A 21,082-nucleotide genomic window follows, 5' to 3' on the forward strand; every position below is an offset into this window, starting at 1 on the left:
GACGAAGACCGATCCTATTCAGCGCGGCGGAATTCCAGGCCGTACATTTTGAGAACCGGTTTGCCGTCCGCCCCGGTCGTGAAACTGGCGGTCTGTCCATTCTCGCCATTGATCATGTCGGTAGGCGAGGTCGGCACGAATGTGAACGAGGCACCCATCGCTTCCAGGATCATGTTGCCGCCGTCCCGCCGGGCGGTGACGGTGACGCGATCTCCGCCGGCTTCACCGACCCACTGCCCCGCGCGCGCGGTCAGCACATCGGACGCAAGCGCAATGCTCTTATGCGCGACCGGCTTGAAATCGGGCCAGCCATAGGCCTTGGCCACGCTGCGGACGATCTCCATCATCACCTGACCACCGGAATCGCCATTGGTCATCACCGCAACGCCGTCCCCGGTGCCCGGATGGATGATCCAGAATGCCCGGAACCCTTCGTTCGCGCCGCCATGCGAGAAGGCGAATGCATCCCCTTCCCCTCTTACGCTCGGCCCCAGGCCATAATCGCCCATCACCGGCGTCGCCATCGCGGCTGCGGTCGCCGGGTTGAGCACCGCGCCGGCCTCCCCCCTCCAGGCTTTGGTCAGCGCAAGGCCGAATTTGGCGAGATCGGTCGGCGTGGTCCACAGTCCTGCGGCGGCCCCTTCAGGATAGGTATGCCAACCACCGGCGATCGGTTTGCCGTCTTCGCCATGCCCGTGCGCGAAGCTGCCCGTCGGCGGCAAGGCATAGCCGCTCAGCGTCATCCCCGCCGGCACCAGCACCCGATCGTGCACAACATCCGCGAAAACCCTGCCCGTCGCATCCTCGATCATCTGCTGCGCGATCTGATAGCCGCCGCCGGAATATCGCCAGCGCTCGCCAGGCTTCGCTTCGGAGACCACCGCCTTGGTGTTGGCGGGCGGTGTGCCGTTCAGTATCTGGATGTTGGTGGCGACCGGAACGCCCTGGGCATAGCCAGGAAATCCGTGAATGGTCGTGCCGCCGGTATGCGACAGCAGCGCGCGCAGCGTGACCGGCTTGTCCCTGGTGAAATCGCTGACCGGCAGCTTCCAGTTCTTCAGCGTCGAATTGACATCGGTATCGAGCGAAAGCGTGCCTTGCTGGACCAGTGAAAGCGCGGCGATCGCCGCCACCGGCTTGCTGATGGACGCAGCCTGGAACCGCGTATCGGGTGTGACCGGAGCCTTTCCATCGACTGAAACCACGCCATAGCCGCGCGACCAGACGATCTTGCCATTGTCGACCACCGCAACGCTGACGCCAGGCACTTTCCAGCGCGCCATGCGCTGCTCGATCGTCCAGCTTTCCGTCTTGCCGTCGATGATCGTGGCCGCAACCAAGCCCGTTTCGACCGCGCGTTGCTGAGCCGAGGGCGCAGTTTGCGCGACGACCGGAACCGCGAACAGCACGGCACCGAACGCCGCCGACACCAAAAGACTACGCATCATGCCTCCCCGACTCAAAGTCTTGTCGGGCGATTGGTCGGCGAGTCAGATCAGGGCGTCAAGAGCGGCCCTTACGCCGTCCATCGTATAGGGTTTCGCGAGCATCGGCGCGGTACGATGCACCTCGGGCGCGCCATCGGCATTACCGCCGCTGGCCAGCAGGAACGGTTTGCCCGCGGCTCTCAAAGCATCTGCAACCGGCCAGCAATGCTCGCCACCGCGCAGATTGACGTCGAGGATCGCGGCATCGAACGCGCCGGCCTCGACCAGCGGCATTGCCGCGGCGATACAGTCGGCCAATCCCGCGACTTGATGATCAAGCGCGTCGACGAAATCCTCGAGCATCATGGCGATCAAGGGCTCGTCTTCGACGATAAGGATGCGTAGCCCCGGCATTGGCGGCTTCATAGCAGCCAAAGCCTTCCGCGAAAGGACTTTATTTCGTTTCCATCACCGACCGGGCCGCTTCGGCGAGTTGCTGGACGGAGAATGGCTTGGGCAGGAAAGCCACGCGATCGAGATCGATCGATTTCCGCAACTGTTCCTCAGCATATCCAGACATGAAGAGAATCGGCAGGTCAGGCCAGGTCTTGCGCGCGATCCGGACCATGGTGGGCCCATCCATGGTGGGCATCACCACATCGGAAATCAGCATGTCGATCGCCGCCCCGCCGTTCAGCACCTCCAGTGCGTCTTCTCCGTTCGAGGCCGTGAGCACGGTATATCCGTGACGGGTGAGCGCGCGTTCGGCGACCGCACGGACCATATCCTCATCCTCGACGAGCAGGATCGTGCCCGATCCCCAAAGTTCGCCCTGCTTCAACTTCGCGGGCTTCACAGTCTCCACGGCCGGATCGACATGATGGACCGGCAGATAGATTGTGAACCGTGTTCCTTCGCCCGGTTTCGAATCCGCGAAGATGAAGCCGCCGGACTGTTTGACGATTCCGTAGACCGTCGAAAGCCCAAGCCCGGTCCCCTTGCCCACTTCCTTGGTGGTAAAGAAGGGTTCGAAGATCTTGGGCAGGATCTCGGGCGGGATGCCGGTTCCCGTGTCCGAAATGCTGAACGCCGTGTAATCGACGATCGGCAGCAATTCGCTGCCCATCTGCCGCACTTCCGATGCCGGTACGGCGAATGTCTGGATGGTCACGGTGCCACCGCCACGCGCCTGCATCGCGTCGCGCGCATTGACGGCGAGATTGACGATCACCTGTTCGAGCTGACCGGGATCGGCACGCACCGCTCCCAGATCGCGGCCATGGCTGACCTCCAGCACAACGGTTTCGCCCAGCAGCCGCTTGAGCAGGTTCGACACCTCAGAGATCACATCGGGAAGCTGCAGGATCTGAGGGCGGAGCGTCTGCTGCCGCGAAAAGGCGAGGAGTTGGCGTGTCAGGCTTGCCGCGCGATTCGAATTGCTGCGAATCTGCTGGATGTCATCATAGTCGCTATCACCCGGCGCGTGGCGCATCAGCATCAGGTCGCAATGGCCGATGATCGCTGTCAGAATATTGTTGAAGTCATGCGCCACACCGCCGGCAAGCTGGCCGACCGCCTGCATCTTTGTCGCCTGTTCCGCCTGCCGCTTGAGCTTCGATTCCTCGCTGGTGTCCTTCAGGCTCAGCAGCACTGCCGCTTCGCCCAACCCTCGTGCACCCGCGATGGTCAGTGCCACCGGCTCTTCCGGATTGGCGCGCAGCCGGACCGCGATATCGCCCGACAACGCCTGCTGGCCCGTGCCAAAGCGCCGCACCGTATCGGCCACCGCCGCCTTGTCCTCGCGCACGACCAGATCGCCCGGATAGACTGGCATGGTGCCGGGCTCGATCGTCGCGGCGCGCGCGAACGCCTCGTTGATGAACAGGAAGCGCCCGTCGCGATCGGTGAGCGCCAGGCCCAGCGGCAACATCGACAGCAAGGTCTGGAGATGCCGGCCGGTTCCGCTCTTTCCCGCGAAACGCTCGGGCTGCGCCGCATCATCATCGATCAGGAAGATCAATGTCGGGCTCTCGATCATGCCGGCCTCAAGCGGCATCTGCATCAGCCTGAGCGGATTGCCCTTCGGTCCCTCCTCGGCGAAGCGCAGCACGCCTTCGCGGTCGGATGTCAGCATGGTGACGAAGTCGCGCCCCTCGATGGCAGCATCGGGGCGCCCTGCCGCACGGACGATAAAGGCGCGGTTGGCAGTTCGCACGCGCCCTTCCCCGCCGACCAGCGCGACCATGATCCCGGCCTCACCCAACCGATCGCCGCCGTCACCCTCGATCAAGCGGCGTGCCTCTGCGCGCAGGTCGAGCGTGCGATGCCGGGTGAAGCGCCAGAGCAGGTGATCCTCGGCGCGACCGCTGCGGATGACTCGTGCGGCCAGGCGCGCCCCATTGGCTTCGATCAGGTCGACGCTGCCCAACCCGTCGCGCCAGGCCTCACGGCCCGCCGCTGTCAGTTGCGTTACGCCGCCCTGCCCGATCGGCAAGCTCGGCGGCGTCGCGAAACCCTGAAACCATTCTCCATAGAGATTATTGGCGCAGACCAATCGTCCCGCGCGATCGGTGATCGCGATCGCGGCACCGTCATTGTCCGCAGCCTCGCGCGTCAGCGACCAGTCGATTCCCCCCACCTGCGTATCCACGGGCGGGTAGAGCCGGCGGAAAACGATCATCAGCGTACCCGCCGTCACGATCGCGGCGGCGAAAGCGGCCGCCATGACGCTGTTCGCCGCAGCATAGAGGATCAGCAGCGCCGATACGAACGCGCCGCCGCCGATCATCGCCCAGAGCATGCGATCCGGTGCATTGGGCAACGGATCAGGGCGGTTGGTGAGGAGCGGCGGTGCGGACATGCGTGATCTCCGTCTTCGCCGTGGTTCAGCCGGGCGTCAAGCGCTCCGCAAGCGCGCCCCGAAGATCAGGGTGTATGCACCGGCACATCGATATGACCGTGCCCGCGTCTCCGCCATTTCGCGCCGATCCACCAGCGCCAGAACAACGCGGCGATGACATAGCCGAGCGCCGCCGCGATCACCGAGATGATGAAGAGCCCCGCCAGCAGCGCGGGCGCCGCGTCTGAGAAGAACCAGGCAGCCCAATCCGCCAGGCTCGCGCCTTCGGAAAACAGCGTGGACAGCGTCGTCACATCGGCATGCAGCCCGAAGGCGCGGTTGCCGACGAAGATCGACGCCGCCAGCAGGAACGGCGTGGTCGCCGGATTGCTGAGGAACGTCATGGCCGCACCGATCGGAATGTTCGCGCGGCACGGCAGCGCCAGCATTGCGACACCGATAATCTGGATGCCCGGAATCAGCAGGAAGATGCCGACGAACAGCCCCAGCGACACACCGCGCGGCACCGATCGGCGGGTGAAACGCCACAATTCGCTATGCGCGATGCGATGTGCGAACGGGCGCAGCCAGCGGCTTTCAATCAGCTCCTCGCGACGCGGGCTGTTGCGACGCACCCAGGCGCCGAATTTTCCGGGTTCCCTAGCCACGGTCGCGCAATATCCTCGCTTGGTCGCGCTTCCAGTCACGCGCGCGCTCGGTTTCGCGCTTGTCGTGCATCTTCTTGCCCTTGGCGAGCGCGAGTTCGACTTTCGCGCGGCCTCGACCGTTGAAATAGATGGAGAGCGGGATGAGCGTCATGCCCTCACGCTGAACGCCCGCGCGCAGCTTGTTGATCTGGCGTTCGTGCAGCAACAGCTTGCGTGGCCGCTTCGGCTCGTGATTGAAGCGATTACCGTGGCTGAACTCGGGGACATTGGCGTTGACGAGCCAGACCTGGTCGTCACGAACCTCCGCGTAGCTTTCCGCGATCGATCCTTCACCAAATCGCAGCGACTTCACTTCCGTACCGGTCAGCGCGATCCCCGCCTCGAAGAACTCCTCGAGGAAATATTCATATCGCGCCCGCCGATTCTCGGCGACCGTCTTGACCTTGTCGAATTCGGTGGGGCGCGGACGTGCCATCAGGTGAGACCAGCAATCTCCATCGCCGCGTCCACCGCCGCGCGGCTCGCGGCGGACGGAAGCGTCATCGGCAGACGGACATCGGGGGAGAAATCGTTGCGCATCCGGTTGAGCGCGTATTTCACCGGGCCAGGTGAAGCGTCGCTGAACAGCGCGGCGTGGAGCGGATAAAGCCGGTCCTGAAGCTGAAGAGCGATATCCCAGTCACCAGCGGCGCAGGCGGCCTGGAATTCGGCGCACAACCGGGGCGCGACATTGGCGGTGACAGAAATACAGCCGACGCCGCCCATCGCCATGAATCCCAGCGCCATATCGTCATTGCCCGAAAGCTGACAAAAATCGGCACCGCAAGCCAGGCGCTGCGCCGTCACGCGTGCGACATTGCCGCAGGCGTCCTTGACCCCGATCACCGTCGGCAGCTCGGCCAGCCGCGCCATCGTAGGTGTCTCGATATCGGTGATCGTTCGGCTTGGAACATTATAAAGGACCATCGGGAGATCGCAGCGCTCCGCCAGATAGGCGAAATGCGCGTAAACGCCTTCCTGATTGGGCTTGTTGTAATAAGGCGCGACGACCAGTGCGGCAGCGGCGCCCGCAGCCTTCGCGACCTTCATATGCTCGAGCGCGACCACGGTATCGTTCGATCCGCAGCCGGCGATCACGGGCACCCGGCCCGCCGCCTGTTCGATCGTGACTTCGATGACGCGATTATGCTCTTCGATCGTCATCGTCGCGGATTCGCCGGTGGTTCCACAGGGCACGAGTCCCTTGCTTCCCTCGACGATTTGCCAGTCGATAAAGGCACGAAAGGCGTGCTCATCGAACACCCCGTCGCGAAACGGCGTCGCCAGAGCCGGAATCGACCCGGAAAACATGCCTTTGCTCCTTCAATTCGTCGCAGGACCGCGTCTATAGATCGCGCATGCCACATAGGTTTCGTTGTTCAGCGCCTGATAAGGACCGCACTGCCAAAATGTCCAGCATGGTTCTACGATTGATTTCAGCCGGATTGATGCTTTCGGCGTCGAGCATGGCGATGGCGGAGACGCTGAGCCCCGATCAGCGGAGCTGGTACCAGGCGCAGCTCCAGGGCGTGAGCACCGGCGCGCTGCGCCCTGCGCGCACCGATCCGGTGGCCGACGCCGTCGTGACATGGAACAGGTTGCGCCAGTCGGACAATTATTCCTTCTCCGACTATGCAAGTTTTCTTGTCGCCAATCCCGGCTGGCCCGGCGAATCCGCGATGCGGAAAACAGCGGAACGCGCGATCAATCCCAATAATTATTCGCCGCCACAAGTGGCCGCCTATTTCGAGCGCATGCCGGCGCTGACCACGACTGGTGAGGCCCGCCATGCGATTGCATTGCTGGCGATGGGGCGGACCGAGCAGGCCCGCGCCGTGGCGCGCCGCGCCTGGACTGGCGGTACGCTCTCGCCCGAGGATGAAGCGCGGATCATCGGTGCCTTCGGCGGCATATTGACCGGCGCCGACCATGATCTCCGCATGGAGCGCCTGCTCTGGTCGAACGCGAGCAATGCGGCCGTCCGCCAGCTTTCCTTCATTTCTCCCGACAGGCGTCCCTTGTTCGAAGCGCGAATCGCGATGCAGACAAAAGCGGCCGACGCTGCGACCAAGGCTGCAGCGCTCGACGACCGGTTCCGGAACGACCCCGGTTATATCGTCGATCGCGCCGGCTGGCTGCGCACCTCCGGAAACAGTCCGGCGGCGCGCGCCTATCTCGCCGGGCCGCGCAGCCTGACGGTGCCGCCGCTCGATGCCGAGGAATGGTTCGAGACGCTTCTGACCAATGCGCGCGCCGCCGCGAACGATACGCAATGGACGCTCGCCTATAATATCGCGAGCCGGATCGACGATGCCTATGCGCCGGGCGTCGACATCCGCGACCGCCCGATCGGCGAGCGCGACGATTACACCAGCCTGGCATGGCTGGCAGGCACCACCGCGATGCAGAAGCTCGCCCGCCCGGCCGATGCGATCGGCATGTTCGAGCGCTATGCGCTCGCCGCACGTTCGCCGCAGACCCAGTCCAAGGGCTTCTACTGGGCGGGCCGTGCCGCGCTCTCCGCCGGGCAGGCGGAACGCGCCACTGGCTTTTTCCAGCGCGCCTCCGAATTCAACGACCAATTCTACGGACAGCTCGCGCTCGAACGACTTGGCATGCCGATCCCGCCGCCTTCGACCGGGCCGACAATCACGCCGTCCGCCGCAGAACGCTCGGCCTTTTTCGATCGCAGCGTCGTGCGCGCGGCGCGCATGCTCGGCGAAATGGGCGACTGGCGCGACCAGACCCAGTTCCTGCGCACAATCTCGAACGACGCGAAGAGCGATCTCGACCATCATTTCGCCGCCGAACTGGCGAGCCAGATCCGGCGTCCCGATCTGGGGGTGATGATCGCGCGCAGCGCCCGGATCAACGGCCATAACGATTATGTCCGTACCGGCTTTCCGGTGGTGACGCTGCCCAGTGGACACGAATCGAACTTCACGATGGTCCATGCGATCACGCGCCAGGAAAGCCAGTTCGACCGTGAAGCCGTCAGCCATGCCGGCGCGCGTGGCCTGATGCAGCTTATGCCGGGTACTGCGCGCGAAACCGCGGGCAAGATCGGCGAAAGCTATAATCTCGCCAATCTCACCGGCGATCCGCTTTATAACATCCGGCTGGGATCGACCTATTTCCAGTCGATGCTCAACTATTTCGGCGGCAGCTATCCGCTGGCGGTTGCCGCCTATAATGCCGGGCCGGGCAATGTGAACAAATGGCTGCGCGCCAATGGCGACCCGCGCACACCGGGCATCGACATGATCGACTGGATCGAACAGATTCCGATCTTCGAGACACGCAACTATGTTCAGCGCGTACTCGAAAATGCGGTGGTCTACGATGCGATCAACCCGGAGCGCGCTCGTAGCAAGGGGGCTCGCACGCCCCTGTCCTGGTATCTGGGCAAGCGCAGCGCCGGGTAACCGCCGGGACGAGCGGTAGAGATGGTCTATCCTGGCCCGGCAAGCTAATGCCCCGGCATGAGCTTCGATCGCCCGAACTATATCACCCCAACCGGCTATTCCCGGCTGCATGCCGAATATCAGCAATTGCTGTCCGACGAGCGGCCCAAGCTGGTCGAAGTCATCTCATGGGCTGCGGGCAATGGCGACCGATCCGAGAATGGCGACTATATTTACGGGCGCAAGCGCCTGCGCGAGATCGACCGGCGCCTGGGCTGGCTGGCCAAGCGCATGAAGGCCGCGAAAGTGATCGATCCGGCGCAACAGGAGGATCGTGGCCGCATTTTCTTTGGTGCGACGGTGACGATCGCCGACGAAGAGGATCGCTCGCGAACATTCACCCTGGTGGGTGATGACGAAGCGGATGCCGGCAAGGGTCTGGTCGGCTGGAACGCGCCGCTTGCCCGCGCCCTGCGCGGTGCCGCTGTCGGCGACCTGCGGCGCGTGGAATTGCCGGCGGGCACGATCGAATATGAAGTGACCGAGATCGCGTATCCATAAGCGGCCGCGCTTCGATCAATCCTCTTCGACGATCTTGTCGGGCTTATAGCCGAAGGCCTTGTGCGCGAGCTTCACGACCTCCGGATCCAGGGCCGGCGGCTCCATCTTCACGCCCGCTTCGAGCCGGTCGGCGACATGCATCATCGTGGCGATACGCGCGGCCTTCTTGTTGTTGGCGTCGATCGCCTTCCAAGGCGCCCAACGCGTATCGGTGATCGCGAACATGTCGTGCATCGCCTTGAGATAATCCGCCCGGCGCGCGCGATTTCGGAAATCCTCTTCGCCGGTCTTCCAGCGCTTCCAGGGATGGTCGAGCCGGCTGGCCAAACGCTTGTCCTGCTCGTGCTGGGTGATGTGAAGGAACAGCTTCACGATCGTCGTGCCGGCGTCCTTCTGCTGCGCCTCGAACTCGTTGATCTCGTCATAGCCGCGCCGCCATTCGGATTCCCTTGCGAACCCTTCGACACGCTCGACAAGCACGCGACCGTACCAGGAGCGGTCGAAGACGGCGATCTCGCGCGCACGCGGCAGGCGCCGCCAGAAGCGCCAGAGGAAATGGCGCTCCTTCTCCTCGGGCGTGGGCGCCGAAATCGGCCATACCTCGAAGTAACGGGGGTCGAGTTCGGCGGTCATCCGGCTGATCGCCCCGCCCTTGCCCGCCGCGTCCCAGCCTTCGAACAGGATGATCGCGCGAGCGCCATGGCAGATATAGGCGGCCTGCACGCGCGCGAGCCGTTCCTGCGCCGCCTTCAGCGCCTCGTCATAATCGCCTTCGAACTTCTCGCCTTTTTCATAGTCGCTGAGGTCGATGGGCATGGCAGGCTCCTTGATCCCGCACAGAACGGATGCGGGATATCCTGACATGCCCTCCCCCGGCCCCTCCCGCAAGCGGGAGGGGAGATGGGTTCAGTTCTTCGAAGGTTCGACGATCCGGATGTTGAGTTCGCGCAGTTGCTTGGCGGTCACCGCGCTCGGTGCGCCCATCATCAGGTCTTCGGCCTTCTGGTTCATCGGGAAGACGATGACCTCGCGGATATTGGGCTCGTCGGCCAGCAGCATGACGATGCGGTCGATGCCCGGCGCCGATCCGCCATGCGGCGGCGCGCCGAACTTGAACGCGTTGATCATGCCCGCGAAATTGGTGTCGACCTCTTCCTGGCTATAGCCGGCGATCTCGAACGCCTTGTACATGATCTCCGGTCGGTGGTTCCGGATCGCGCCCGAGCTCAATTCTATGCCGTTGCAGACGATGTCGTACTGATAAGCGAGGATATCGAGCGGATCCTTGGTCTCCAACGCTTCCAGTTCGCCCTGCGGCATCGAGAAGGGGTTGTGACTGAAATCGACCTTCTTGTTATCCTCGTCCCACTCGAACATCGGGAAATCGACGATCCAGCAGAATGCGAAGGCGTTGGCGTCGATCAGGCCGAGCTGCTCGCCGGCCCGCGTCCGCGCCAGACCCGCCAGCTTCGCGGCGTCGGCTTCCTTGCCGGCGGCGAAGAACACGCCGTCGTCGGGGCCCAGGCCAAGCGCCTCGATCAGCTTCGCGGTCGCCTCGGGTCCGTGATTCTTGGCGATCGGGCCCCCGGCCTCACCACCCTTGATGTTGATATAGCCGAGCCCCGAATAGCCTTCGGTGCGCGACCAATCGTTCATCTCGTCAAAGAATTTGCGGCTGCGCTCGCCCGCCCTGGGCGCCGGGATCGCACGGATCGTACCGCCACCCGCGACGATACCGGCGAAGATGCCAAAGCCCGAGTCGCGAAAATGCTCGGTGACGTCGACAATCTCGATCGGGTTGCGCAGATCGGGTTTGTCGTTGCCGTATTTCAGCATCGATTCGCGGTAGGGGATACGCGGGAACGGCGCGGGGGTGACACTGCGACCGTTAGCGAATTCCTCGAACACGCCGTGCAGCACCGGTTCGATCGCGGCGAACACATCGTCCTGTGTGACGAAGCTCATCTCGAAATCGAGCTGGTAAAATTCACCCGGGCTGCGATCGGCGCGTGCGTCCTCGTCGCGGAAGCAGGGCGCGATCTGGAAATAGCGATCGAAACCGGCGACCATCAGCAGCTGCTTGAACATCTGCGGCGCCTGCGGCAGCGCGTAGAATTTGCCGGGATGAACACGGCTGGGCACCAGATAGTCCCGCGCGCCCTCGGGGCTCGACGCGGTCAGGATCGGCGTCTGGAACTCGGTGAAGCCCTGGCCGATCATGCGCTGGCGGATCGACGCGATCACCTGGCTGCGCAGCACGATATTGGCGTGGATGCGTTCACGGCGCAGATCGAGGAAGCGATAGCGCAGGCGGATATCCTCGGGATATTCGGCATCTCCGAACACCGGCAGCGGCAATTCCTGCGCCTGCGACTGGATCGCCACGTCGCGGGCGCGGATCTCGATCTCGCCGGTCGGCAGATTGGGGTTCACCGTCTCGGGCGAACGGGCGACCACATCGCCCGTCACCGTGATCACTGATTCGGCGCGCGCCTTATCGATCACCTTGAACGCTTCCGAATCCACGTCGGTCACGATCTGGGTGATGCCGTAATGATCGCGCAGATCGACGAACAGCAATCCGCCGTGATCGCGCTTGCGATGGATCCAGCCTGAGAGGCGAACGCTCTCTCCAACCTGTGCGGCGCGCAATTCCGCGCATTTATGGGTGCGATAGGCGTGCATGATGCTCGTTTTTCCGGTTGTTCGTCGGCTATGCCGGTGAAAGGCCGCTAACACAGGGGCGAAGCGGCTTTGTCAACCCGCGAGACGGGTATAAGGGGGCGCGATGCACGTTCATCCGCTCATCACCGACTCGAAGACCCTCTCCGATCTCTGTTCCCGCCTCGCGCGATCGCCCTTCGTGGCGGTCGATACCGAGTTCATGCGCGAGAACAGCTATTGGCCGGATCTCTGCCTGATCCAGATCGCCGACGAAAGCGAGGCGGCCGCGATCGATCCCAAGGCCGAAGGCATGGATCTGTCGCCGCTGCTCGAATTGCTGGTCTATAACGAGGATGTCCTGAAGGTCTTCCATGCCGGCGGGCAGGATATCGAGATCGTCCATAATCTGACTGGCAAGACACCGCATCCACTGTTCGATACGCAGATCGCGGCGATGGCGCTGGGGCAAGGCGATCAGGTCGGCTATTCCAATCTTGTCGATAGCTGGCTGGGCATCACGCTCGACAAGGGCGCCCGTTTTACTGACTGGAGCCGACGCCCACTCGACCAGCGCCAGATCGACTATGCGATCGGCGACGTCACGCATCTGGTGAAGATCTTTCCCAGGATGCTCGCGAAACTGCGCAAGACCGGTCGCGGCGACTGGCTGGATCAGGAAATGGAACGCATCGCCGATCCCGACAATTATGTCACCATTCCCGAACAGGCATGGCAACGGATCAAGGTTCCCAGCCGCAAGCCGGAAGTGCTTGGCCGGCTGAAGGCGTTGGCCGCATGGCGCGAGCGTGAAGCGCAGAACAAGAATCTGCCGCGCGGGCGCATCGCCAAGGACGAGACGCTGGCCGACATCGCCGCGCATCCGCCGCGCGTCCAGTCCGATCTCGCCAAGGTGCGCGGGCTTTCCGGGAGCTGGGCGGGAAACGATATCGGCGCACGCATGATCGCCGCGCTCGCCGCCGCCACCCCGCTGCCCGCAGCCGAAATGCCAGTCCGTGAAGATCGCACGCCGGGCCTGGGCAAGGACGGAACACTGGTCGCAGATCTTCTCAAGCTGCTGCTCAAGATCCGTGCGCGAGAATCGAGCGTGGCACCGCGTCTGCTGGCGCGGACCGACGAACTCGAATTGCTCGCCGCCGGCCGACGCGATGGTCTGGCGATCCTGGAAGGCTGGCGATTCGAGCAGTTCGGCCGCGATGCCCTGGCGCTCGTCGAAGGGCGGCTTGCCTTCGCCGTACGTGGTGGCAAGCTGATGATGACGATGGCGGATACGGAGGGCACGGCATGATGCGTTTCGGGCTGATCGGATGCGCGCTGCTGGCCGGGTGCGCGACGGTTCCGGCGGAGACTGCCGCGGGCGGCGGCGAATGCCGCAATGACGGGCTGGCCACCTATGTCGGACGGACGGTGAGCGCCGAACTGGGCGCGGAACTGCTCAAGACGTCTGGAGCACGCACCTTGCGCTGGGGGCCGCCAGATAGCGCGATGACGATGGATTTTCGGGTCGACCGGCTGACCGTCAGCTATGATCGCGACAGCAAGATCATTTCGGTGAGTTGCGGCTGAACTGTCGTTTCGAACTCAGACCAGCGTCATCGTGCTGCTGAGCCCCATCGCGACGGCGAGTTGGCGATGGCGGCGCTCGACCGCTTCGCCATAAAGTTCGGCATCCGAAGTCTTGATCGCCAGTTGCAACCGATCACCGATGACCGACAAGCGGCTCTGCCGAAGCGGCGCGGCGACGCCGCCACTGAAACGCTGGCCCAGCCGCATCGCGAGGCCCCAGAGCGCAGCCTTTCTCAAGGCATCGGGGCGAGCCAATGCCGCGAGTTGCGCCAGCGGTGCGCTCCCCGCTCCGAAACTGGTGGCGAGCGCCTGCCCCATCATCGCGCGGCCGGTGGCATCGACGGCGGCCCAATTGCCATGCAGTGCGATCTCCAGTCCGCGTTCCGCCCGAAACTCGGGATTCGCGTGCCAACCCACATCGGCGAGCAGGCAGGCGGCATGTCGCAGCCGCGCCACGGTCGGCGGTTCATCCCCGAACAGGGGTGAAATCCAGCGATCGAGCAAATCGCCATGCTCCGGGAAACGGCTGAGTCGCGCCCCTTCCATCCGCGTCGCCGCGATCAATGGATCGATACGCCGTGTCTCCGCGTCGAGCCTGCCGAACATCAGTCCCTCACGGAGTCCCGAGGCCGAAACGATCAATTCACTTGAGCCGAGATGCGCGACGACGGCAGACAGCAATGCTGCGGCGTCGCCCAATGTGGGTATACGCGATGTCGAAAGGGTCGCGAGGTCCTGCAGTTTCTTGCGATCGACCTTCGCAAGCGATCGCACCAGATGCGCCGCCCTGTCCGGCGGCATGCGATAATGATGAATGATCGGCAGCGGATAGCCGGTAAGATACATGTCGAGCCGTGCGAGTGCGCGCCACGATCCGCCGACCAGATAAAAGGGCAGCCCTTCCGCCTGATCCAGCCAGCGCTGCTTCCGGATCATCTTGCCAAGCGTCGCGCGCAGCACCGATTTGCCTTTGGCGCGGATCGCGCTCAGCCGCAGCACGCCCAGCGGAAGCGAGATCGATTCGTGCGTCACACCATCGCGGACACGAATAAGTTCCAGGCTGCCACCGCCGAGATCGCCAACAATGCCATTTGCGTCCGGAATCGCCGATAGTACGCCGAGTCCCGCCGCTTCGGCCTCCTGTTCGCCGGACAGCAATTCCACGTCCAGGCCGAGTTCGGCGATACGCGCAAGAATCTCCGCTGAATTCGCGGCTTCGCGGATAGCGGCGGTGGCGACGGTGCGCAGTCTCGCCACATCCATCTCGTCCGCCAGACGCCGGAAGCGCCGCAATGCGCGCAGCATGACCTCGATCGAGGCCGAATCGATAACGCCATCGCGCGACAGGTTACGCCCCAGCCCGGCCATCACCTTTTCGTTGAAGTAGATGTCGGGCAACCGTTCGGGACCGTCGAAAACCACCAGGCGGATCGAGTTCGACCCGATATCGATGATGGCGCGGCGCGGGATGCTCGTCTTGCCGCTCACCTCAATCTGAACCCCATTTCCATCGCCCGGACGAAGCCGGGGTCCATCCGATCCATGGCGACGCGATGCGACGCCCGCCTCTGCATAAGCTCCGCGATCCGCCGGATCGACAAAAAAGTGCGGCTATTTGCGCCTGCGCCTGAGGCTGAGCTTGGGCACCGCATCGCTGTTGTGCAGCGACGCACCACGCCCCGAAAGCGACGGGTTCGTCATGAAATAGCGATGAAGATTGAACGGCCGGTCGTCGGGAACGATGCGGTCGTAATCGCCATCGGCGTTCAACTCCCAGCTCTGCTCATTGTCGAGCAGGTTGGCGAGCATCACCTGATCGAGCACCTGATCATGGACGGTGCGGTTCTCGATCGGCAGCATATATTCGACACGCCGGTCGAAATTTCGCGGCATCCAGTCGGCCGAGGAGATGAAGACCTTCGCGCCGTCATTGGGCAGCGCCTTGCCGTTGCCGAATGCCCAGATGCGGCTGTGCTCCAGGAAGCGTCCGATCACCGATTTCACGCGGATATTCTCCGACATACCCGGAACGCCCGGGCGCAGGCAGCAGATGCCGCGCACGATCAGGTCAATCTCGACGCCCGCATTGCTGGCTTCATACAGCTTCTCGATAATGTCCGGATCGACGAGCGAGTTCATCTTCGCCCAAAGCGCACCGGGACGGCCGGCACGGACATGATCGATCTCCGCATCGATCAGCGCGCAGAGCGACGAGCGGAGATTCTTGGGCGACATCGTCACCACTTCCAGCCCCGGCGGATCGACATAGCCGGTGATGTAATTGAAGATCTGCGCGGCATCGCGGCCCACGCGCGGATCGGCGGTGAAGAAGCTGAGATCGGTGTAGATACGCGCGGTGACGGGGTGATAATTGCCCGTCCCGAAATGGCAGTAGGTGCGATAGGTGCCGGCCTCGCGGCGGACCACCATCGAGATCTTGGCGTGCGTCTTCCAGTCGATGAAGCCGTAGACCACCTGGACACCGGCACGTTCGAGCTGCGCCGCCCAGAGCAGATTCTGCTCCTCGTCGAAACGCGCCTTCAGTTCGACCACCGCGGTAACGGACTTGCCCGCTTCCGCCGCGTCGATCAATGCGCGGATCACCGCCGACTGCTTGCCCGCGCGGTACAGCGTCTGCTTGATCGCCACCACGTCCGGATCGTCCGCCGCCTGCTTGAGGAAAGCCAGCACGACATCGAACGTCTCGTAGGGGTGGTGGATGACGATATCCTTGTCGCGGATCGCCGCGAAACAGTCACCCCCATGTTCCCGGATCCGCTCTGGAAAGCGCGGCGCATAGGCGGTGAACTTCAGATCGGGGCGATCCTCGTCGACCAGTTGTTCCAGTTCGCCGATACCCAGGAATCCCGCGGTTTCGGTGATCAGCGCATCCTCGCCGCCCAGTTCCTGCTTCACCAGCTTCTCGACATCGGGCGTCATGCCGCTTTCGAGCTTGAGGCGGATCACCCTGCCCCGCCGCCGGCGCTTGATCGCACTACGGAAATAGCGGACCAGATCCTCCGCTTCTTCCTCGATCTCGATATCGCTGTCACGGATGATGCGGAACGCGCCAGAGCCGACGACGTCGTATCCGGGAAAGAGCTGGCCTGCCGAATGGCGGATCACCGTTTCGAGCGAGACATAGCAGGCCGTGTCCCCGCCAGGCACGCGAACGAAGCGAGGCACCGCCGCTGGCAACATCAGCAGTTCGCGAATCGATTCGCCATCGGAGCGCCGCTTGAGATCGAAGACGACGCTCAGTCCCTTGTTCGGAATGAACGGAAAGGGGTGCGCCGGATCCAGCGCCTGCGGGGTCAGGATGGGGAAAATCTGCTCGCGGAAATGGACGGCGAGCCAATCCGAAACAGCCTCCCCGATTTCATCGACTCCGAGTACGCGAATGCCCGCCTGACGCAATTCACCCCGGATCTCACGCCAGATCGCCTGTTGTTCGGCCATCAGCCGATCCGCCTGTCGCGCGATTTCGGCCAGTTGCTGCGAAATCGTCATGCCATCCGCGGAGCGCTGCTCGACCGCCTGGAGCTGCTGCCCCTTCAACCCAGCGACGCGGACCATGAAGAATTCGTCGAGATTGTTGCCAGAGATCGACAGGAAGCGCAGCCGTTCGAGCAAAGGGTGCGCCCGGTTCGTCGCCTCCTCCAGCACGCGACGATTAAAGGCGAGCCAGCTCAGTTCCCGGTTGAAATAACGAGCGCCGGGCTGGACCGGCACGTCGGGTTCATCGTCATTGCCGAAGGGGATGGGGGCTGGTCTGCTGCTCATGCCACTAGCCTAACCGCTGGAATGTGACTCGTCGATGACACCCATTTCCGAAAGCACCTGTCGTGCGAGCGTGATGTTGATGCGGCGGCGACGGGCGAGTGCCGCCTGATCGATCAGGTCGACGAACCGCAGCACGGCGATGAAGCTGCGTTCGATCCGCGCCACCACGAACGCGCGGAACTCGGGCGTCGTCAGGATGCCCCGCGCGCCAAGCTGCTTTTCGATCAGCATGTCGATCAGCCCGTCGTCCGGATCCTCGAGTCGGATGATCGGCGTCGCCGCCAATCTGGACCGCAAATCCGCCAGTCGTGGACGCCAGTCACTCGGCGTCCGGTCGGTGACGATCAGCAAAGGCTTGCGGATTTCCTGCGCGGCATTCCAGGCGTGGAAGATCTTTTCCTCGGATTGCTCCTCGGCATTGTCGATCAAAATGCCCTTGGATTTCAGCGTGAAGATACGGCCCAACAGGCTACGCCCGGACTTTCGCGGCCCGTTCAGAACCGTCGCCCAGACCGGCCAGGTCCCGACATGCTCCAGATGGCGGACCGCCGCCGCATTGGATGCACTGACAAGGAAATCGGCATCGGTCTCGTCCGCCGGCCAGTCGAGCGGAAGAGCGATCTGGCTCACATGCAAGCCCTCATTGGCGCGCCGTGACCTGATCTTCGGGCGGCGGCGGCGCCGTGGCGCGGCGGATGCGCAGTACTCCGCCTCCTTCGTCGACGCGCCAACCGCGCGCGGCAAGCGCCGTGCGCAACGTCGCGATATCGCCGGCATAGACAACGCGCATCACCGAGATGCCGCCGAGCGCCAGGCTGGTGGTCGATGCGCTCGACACGCCAGGAACGGCGCGGAGCGCACCTTCGGCGCGCGTGACCGAGCCGACATCGGGGGTATCGAACTGGATGGTTACGTTGAGCGCGCCAGTTGGAACTGACAGGTCCGTGGCGGCACCCGCGGCATCCTCCGTCGGCAACGCCTCTTCGAGCGCGCTCGCATCCACGGGTTCCTCGATGATCAGTGTCGGATCCGGCCGGAGCATGCCGAATGCCTGTGCACGCGAATAGACCTGGTCGAGCCGGCGCACGCCTTCGTCGAGCATCTTTTCGAGCGCCGCCGAATTCTCGGCCCGCAAGGTGAACTGGTCAAGAATGCGGCTGTCCGGGCCGAACGCAGCGGTGAAGCGGCCGATCACCGGGCCGCCTGGCCATTGGCGCTCAAGCTTCACGGTCGGAATCAGCACATCCGCCGCGCCATATTGATCGAGCAGCAGGCGCCACCAGTTGCGGTTGCGCCGTCCGGCCTGCGCGGCATTGAGCAGCAGCGGATCGGCACCTGTGCCCGTCGCGCGGACATAGTCGATCGGGCCGGATCCGGTGCGGAAGCGCGCCCAGGCCTTTTGCCATTCGGTGCGATGCTCGAAGCTTTCGGGGCGTCCGCCCGACCATTGCACGGGAATGACCAGCATTGGCAGCGAACGCGCGACACCACCGCTCACGCCCAGGATCTGCCCGGCGCGGGCACGATCGAACAACACGCCCAGCCGCGCGATATAGCGATTGGAGCTGATCTGCTCATCCTCGACGACAATGCTCGAAACCATCGAATCGAGCGTACCGTCCGGCAGCGTCGGCGCACCGGTACCGGGGTGATACTTGCCCCAGAGTTCGCGCCAGGCCTTGCGCTGCGCCAGCCGCCAACCGCCGAGTCGGGCCGCATCGGCGGTCTTGGCGTACACATCCACCGTTACGCCCGGAACCTCCAGGCTACCGCTGGTATCGATGGGAATCACGCCGCGATCGCCGCTCTCGATCTGCGCGAACACCGCCGCCGCAAGCCCGGCCAGCATGAGCAGCGCGAGGAGCAGCGGCAAGGGCTGATAAATGCGATTGGCGAGCGTCACGGCGCTCTTTTGGCGAGTTGAAGAGCGAAATCCAAGTGGGATGGGATCGGTTTCGCAAATTCTTCGGTAAAAACCGGTTCCCACTTGCCCATGAAAATGCTGTAGGCGCGGCCCATGACCGATGAATCCTATACCTACGCCAAGGCAGGCGTTTCGATCGCCGCCGGCAATGCCCTCGTCAAAGCGATCGGTCCGCTCGCGCGCTCGACGCGTCGACCCGGCGCCGACGCAGATCTTGGCGGCTTCGGCGGCTTCTTCGATCCCAAGGCGGCGGGCTATCGCGATCCGCTGCTCGTCGCCGCCAATGACGGGGTCGGCACGAAGCTGAAGCTCGCGATCGACAGTGGCCGGCATGACGGAGTCGGCGTCGATCTGGTCGCGATGTGCGCGAACGACCTGATCGTCCAAGGCGCGGAGCCGCTGTTCTTCCTCGATTATTACGCCTGTGGCCGGCTGGAAAGCGGCGTCGCCGAAACCGTGATCGCTTCCATCGCCGAAGGATGCCGTCAGGCGGGCTGTGCGCTGATCGGTGGCGAGACCGCCGAAATGCCCGGCATGTATGCCGATGGCGATTATGATCTGGCCGGTTTCTGCGTCGGCGCGGTCGAGCGTGGCGAAGCGCTGACCGGCGATCGCGTCGCGGCGGGCCAAGTGCTGCTCGGGCTCGCATCGTCGGGCGTACATTCCAACGGCTTCTCGCTGGTGCGCAGGCTTGCGGCGGACAAGGGCTGGAAGCTCGACCGCCCTGCCCTGTTCGACCAGGAAATGCTGCTGATCGACGCGCTGATGGCGCCGACGCGTATCTATGTACGTTCGCTGCTGCCGCAGATTCGCGCCGGCCGCATCGCCGCGCTCGCGCATATCACGGGCGGCGGCCTGCTTGAGAACATCCCGCGCGTGTTGCCCGAGGGGCTGCACGCGCATGTCGATGCCGATGCCTGGACGCAGCCTCGATTGATGGCGTTCCTGCAAGCGCAGGGCAATATCGAGCCCGAGGAAATGGCGCGCACCTTCAACTGCGGCGTCGGCATGGTCCTGGCCGTCAATGAAGCCGATGTGGTCCAACTGACCGCGGCACTCGAAGCAGCCGGCGAAACCGTATTGCGGATCGGCCGGATCGAAGCGGGCAAGCGCGGCTGCACCGTATCCGGCAGCGCCGAGACATGGAGCGCGCGTGCCGACTGGACCGCGACCCATCATGGCTAAGGCAAGGATCGGCGTCCTGATCTCCGGGCGCGGATCGAACATGGCCGCGCTGGTCTATGCGGCGAAACGCGCCGATTGCCCGTTCGAGATCGTGCTGGTCGCCGCCAACGATCCCGAGGCAGGTGGACTGGCGCTGGCCGAAGCCGAAGGCATCACGACCTGGGCGCAGAGCCACAAGGGCCTAAAACGGGCGGAGTTCGATGCGCTGGTCGACGCCCAGCTTCGCGCCGCGCGCGTCGATTATGTAGCGCTCGCCGGCTATATGCGGCTTCTGTCGCCAGAATTCGTTGCGCGCTGGGCGGGACGGATGCTCAATATCCACCCGTCGCTGCTGCCCAAATACAAGGGGCTCGACATCCATGAACGAGCGATCGAAGCGGGCGATCGGGTGACGGGCTGTTCGGTCCATGTCGTGACCGCCGAACTCGACGACGGCCCCGTGCTGGGCCAGACCGAAGTCGCGATCGTCGCCGATGATACGCCCGACACGCTTGCCGCACGCGTGCTGATCGCCGAGCATCAACTCTATTCGCGCGTGCTCGCTGATTACGTCGCCCGCGAAACCACACCCGAGTGGATCGTCGCCAAGGTCGGCGAACTCGCGCTCGCGCTCCCCGAAACCGATGCGCGCACCTCTCACGGTTCGCCGGGCTGGCGCGTGGGGGGAGACAAGTCGGGCAAATTCTTCGCCTATGTCTCGATCCACCATCATGGTGAGGAGGCGATCGCGCTGCTCGTCAAGACGAGCGGACAGGACGAAATGGCGGCGCTGATCGAAGCCGAGCCCGATCTCTATTATCGTCCGGCCTATTATGGCGCGGCTAGCTGGATCGCGATCCGGCTCGATACCGGCGATACCGACTGGGACCATGTCGCCGAATGGCTGGACAAGAGCTGGCGCGCCGTCGCGCCCAAGCGGCTCACCAAATTGATGGATATCGCCGCGAGCTTCTGAACGAAAAAGGGCCGCCGGATGATCCGGCGGCCCTTCTTGCGTGTCCTGA

At 63.8% G+C, this 21,082-nt stretch carries 18 protein-coding genes; 6 read left to right on the forward strand and 12 right to left on the reverse strand.

The features are described from left to right. Nucleotides 1-14: 14 nt before the first annotated feature. From ACODTA_RS03135 to dapA, 6 genes are all read right to left on the reverse strand, one after another. Nucleotides 15-1,445: a serine hydrolase domain-containing protein gene (locus ACODTA_RS03135; protein ID WP_489064344.1), complete on the reverse strand. Its 1,431-nt coding sequence runs from the start codon at nucleotides 1,443-1,445 to the stop codon at nucleotides 15-17. Nucleotides 1,446-1,490: 45 nt separating this feature from the next. Continuing rightward, the gene (locus ACODTA_RS03140; RefSeq protein ID WP_489064345.1) at nucleotides 1,491-1,793 is read right to left on the reverse strand and encodes a response regulator; all 303 of its coding nucleotides are present in this window, start codon (nucleotides 1,791-1,793) and stop codon (nucleotides 1,491-1,493) included. A gap of 88 nt (nucleotides 1,794-1,881) precedes the next feature. Then, nucleotides 1,882-4,287: a hybrid sensor histidine kinase/response regulator gene (locus ACODTA_RS03145; protein ID WP_489064346.1), complete on the reverse strand. Its 2,406-nt coding sequence runs from the start codon at nucleotides 4,285-4,287 to the stop codon at nucleotides 1,882-1,884. Nucleotides 4,288-4,352: 65 nt separating this feature from the next. After that, entirely contained in the window at nucleotides 4,353-4,934 is a 582-nt protein-coding gene (locus ACODTA_RS03150) for a DUF2062 domain-containing protein (protein WP_489064347.1), read from the reverse strand. Next, nucleotides 4,927-5,409 carry an SsrA-binding protein SmpB gene (gene smpB, locus ACODTA_RS03155; RefSeq protein WP_489064348.1) on the reverse strand — a complete coding sequence of 161 codons (483 nt, stop codon included), beginning with the start codon at nucleotides 5,407-5,409 and terminating at the stop codon, nucleotides 4,927-4,929. Before smpB ends, ACODTA_RS03150 begins: the two co-directional genes overlap by 8 nt. Continuing rightward, entirely contained in the window at nucleotides 5,409-6,284 is an 876-nt protein-coding gene (dapA, locus tag ACODTA_RS03160; protein ID WP_489064349.1) for a 4-hydroxy-tetrahydrodipicolinate synthase, read from the reverse strand. The genes smpB and dapA overlap by 1 nt, the downstream gene beginning before the upstream one ends. Nucleotides 6,285-6,382: 98 nt before the next feature. Here dapA and ACODTA_RS03165 point away from each other — a divergent pair, with 98 nt between their 5' ends. Together ACODTA_RS03165 and greB are read left to right on the forward strand one after the other, a co-directional pair. Then, nucleotides 6,383-8,398 (forward strand): lytic transglycosylase domain-containing protein, encoded by a 2,016-nt coding sequence (locus ACODTA_RS03165; RefSeq protein WP_489064350.1) that lies wholly within the window; start codon nucleotides 6,383-6,385, stop codon nucleotides 8,396-8,398. A gap of 57 nt (nucleotides 8,399-8,455) precedes the next feature. Next, the gene (greB, locus tag ACODTA_RS03170; RefSeq protein WP_489064351.1) at nucleotides 8,456-8,938 is read left to right on the forward strand and encodes a transcription elongation factor GreB; all 483 of its coding nucleotides are present in this window, start codon (nucleotides 8,456-8,458) and stop codon (nucleotides 8,936-8,938) included. 15 nt (nucleotides 8,939-8,953) lie between these two features. Here the strand turns inward: greB and ACODTA_RS03175 are convergent, their stop codons facing one another. Then, nucleotides 8,954-9,754, reverse strand: coding sequence for a polyphosphate kinase 2 family protein (locus tag ACODTA_RS03175; RefSeq protein WP_489064352.1), 801 nt, complete (start codon nucleotides 9,752-9,754; stop codon nucleotides 8,954-8,956). A gap of 90 nt (nucleotides 9,755-9,844) precedes the next feature. Further along, nucleotides 9,845-11,623: an aspartate--tRNA ligase gene (gene aspS / locus ACODTA_RS03180; RefSeq protein WP_489064353.1), complete on the reverse strand. Its 1,779-nt coding sequence runs from the start codon at nucleotides 11,621-11,623 to the stop codon at nucleotides 9,845-9,847. A gap of 103 nt (nucleotides 11,624-11,726) precedes the next feature. Here aspS and rnd point away from each other — a divergent pair, with 103 nt between their 5' ends. After that, nucleotides 11,727-12,908, forward strand: coding sequence for a ribonuclease D (gene rnd / locus ACODTA_RS03185; RefSeq protein ID WP_489064354.1), 1,182 nt, complete (start codon nucleotides 11,727-11,729; stop codon nucleotides 12,906-12,908). Beyond that, a complete protein-coding gene (locus ACODTA_RS03190; protein ID WP_489064355.1) occupies nucleotides 12,905-13,186 on the forward strand; it encodes an I78 family peptidase inhibitor in 282 nt (93 codons plus the stop codon). The genes rnd and ACODTA_RS03190 overlap by 4 nt, the downstream gene beginning before the upstream one ends. A 15-nt stretch (nucleotides 13,187-13,201) precedes the next feature. On the opposite strand, the gene ACODTA_RS03195 is transcribed toward ACODTA_RS03190, so the two are convergent. The 4 genes from ACODTA_RS03195 to ACODTA_RS03210 all read right to left on the reverse strand — a co-directional run bounded on the left by ACODTA_RS03195 (nucleotide 13,202) and on the right by ACODTA_RS03210 (nucleotide 18,872). Continuing rightward, nucleotides 13,202-14,674, reverse strand: a complete 1,473-nt coding sequence (locus ACODTA_RS03195; RefSeq protein ID WP_489064356.1) for a Ppx/GppA phosphatase family protein — start codon at nucleotides 14,672-14,674, stop codon at nucleotides 13,202-13,204. Between the two features lie 123 nt (nucleotides 14,675-14,797). Beyond that, nucleotides 14,798-16,969 (reverse strand): RNA degradosome polyphosphate kinase, encoded by a 2,172-nt coding sequence (locus tag ACODTA_RS03200; protein ID WP_489064357.1) that lies wholly within the window; start codon nucleotides 16,967-16,969, stop codon nucleotides 14,798-14,800. A gap of 9 nt (nucleotides 16,970-16,978) precedes the next feature. Next, nucleotides 16,979-17,599: a P-loop NTPase family protein gene (locus ACODTA_RS03205; protein WP_489064358.1), complete on the reverse strand. Its 621-nt coding sequence runs from the start codon at nucleotides 17,597-17,599 to the stop codon at nucleotides 16,979-16,981. 10 nt (nucleotides 17,600-17,609) lie between these two features. Next, nucleotides 17,610-18,872 (reverse strand): heavy-metal-associated domain-containing protein, encoded by a 1,263-nt coding sequence (locus ACODTA_RS03210; RefSeq protein WP_489064359.1) that lies wholly within the window; start codon nucleotides 18,870-18,872, stop codon nucleotides 17,610-17,612. A 114-nt stretch (nucleotides 18,873-18,986) separates the two neighbouring features. Between ACODTA_RS03210 and purM the strand changes: the two genes are divergently transcribed. Together purM and purN are read left to right on the forward strand one after the other, a co-directional pair. Further along, nucleotides 18,987-20,078, forward strand: a complete 1,092-nt coding sequence (gene purM, locus ACODTA_RS03215) for a phosphoribosylformylglycinamidine cyclo-ligase (RefSeq protein ID WP_489064360.1) — start codon at nucleotides 18,987-18,989, stop codon at nucleotides 20,076-20,078. Next, nucleotides 20,071-21,033: a phosphoribosylglycinamide formyltransferase gene (purN, locus tag ACODTA_RS03220; protein WP_489064361.1), complete on the forward strand. Its 963-nt coding sequence runs from the start codon at nucleotides 20,071-20,073 to the stop codon at nucleotides 21,031-21,033. Before purM ends, purN begins: the two co-directional genes overlap by 8 nt. The last annotated feature ends 49 nt before the right edge of the window (nucleotides 21,034-21,082 follow it).

Source organism: Sphingomonas sp. FG14 (genome assembly GCF_057809675.1).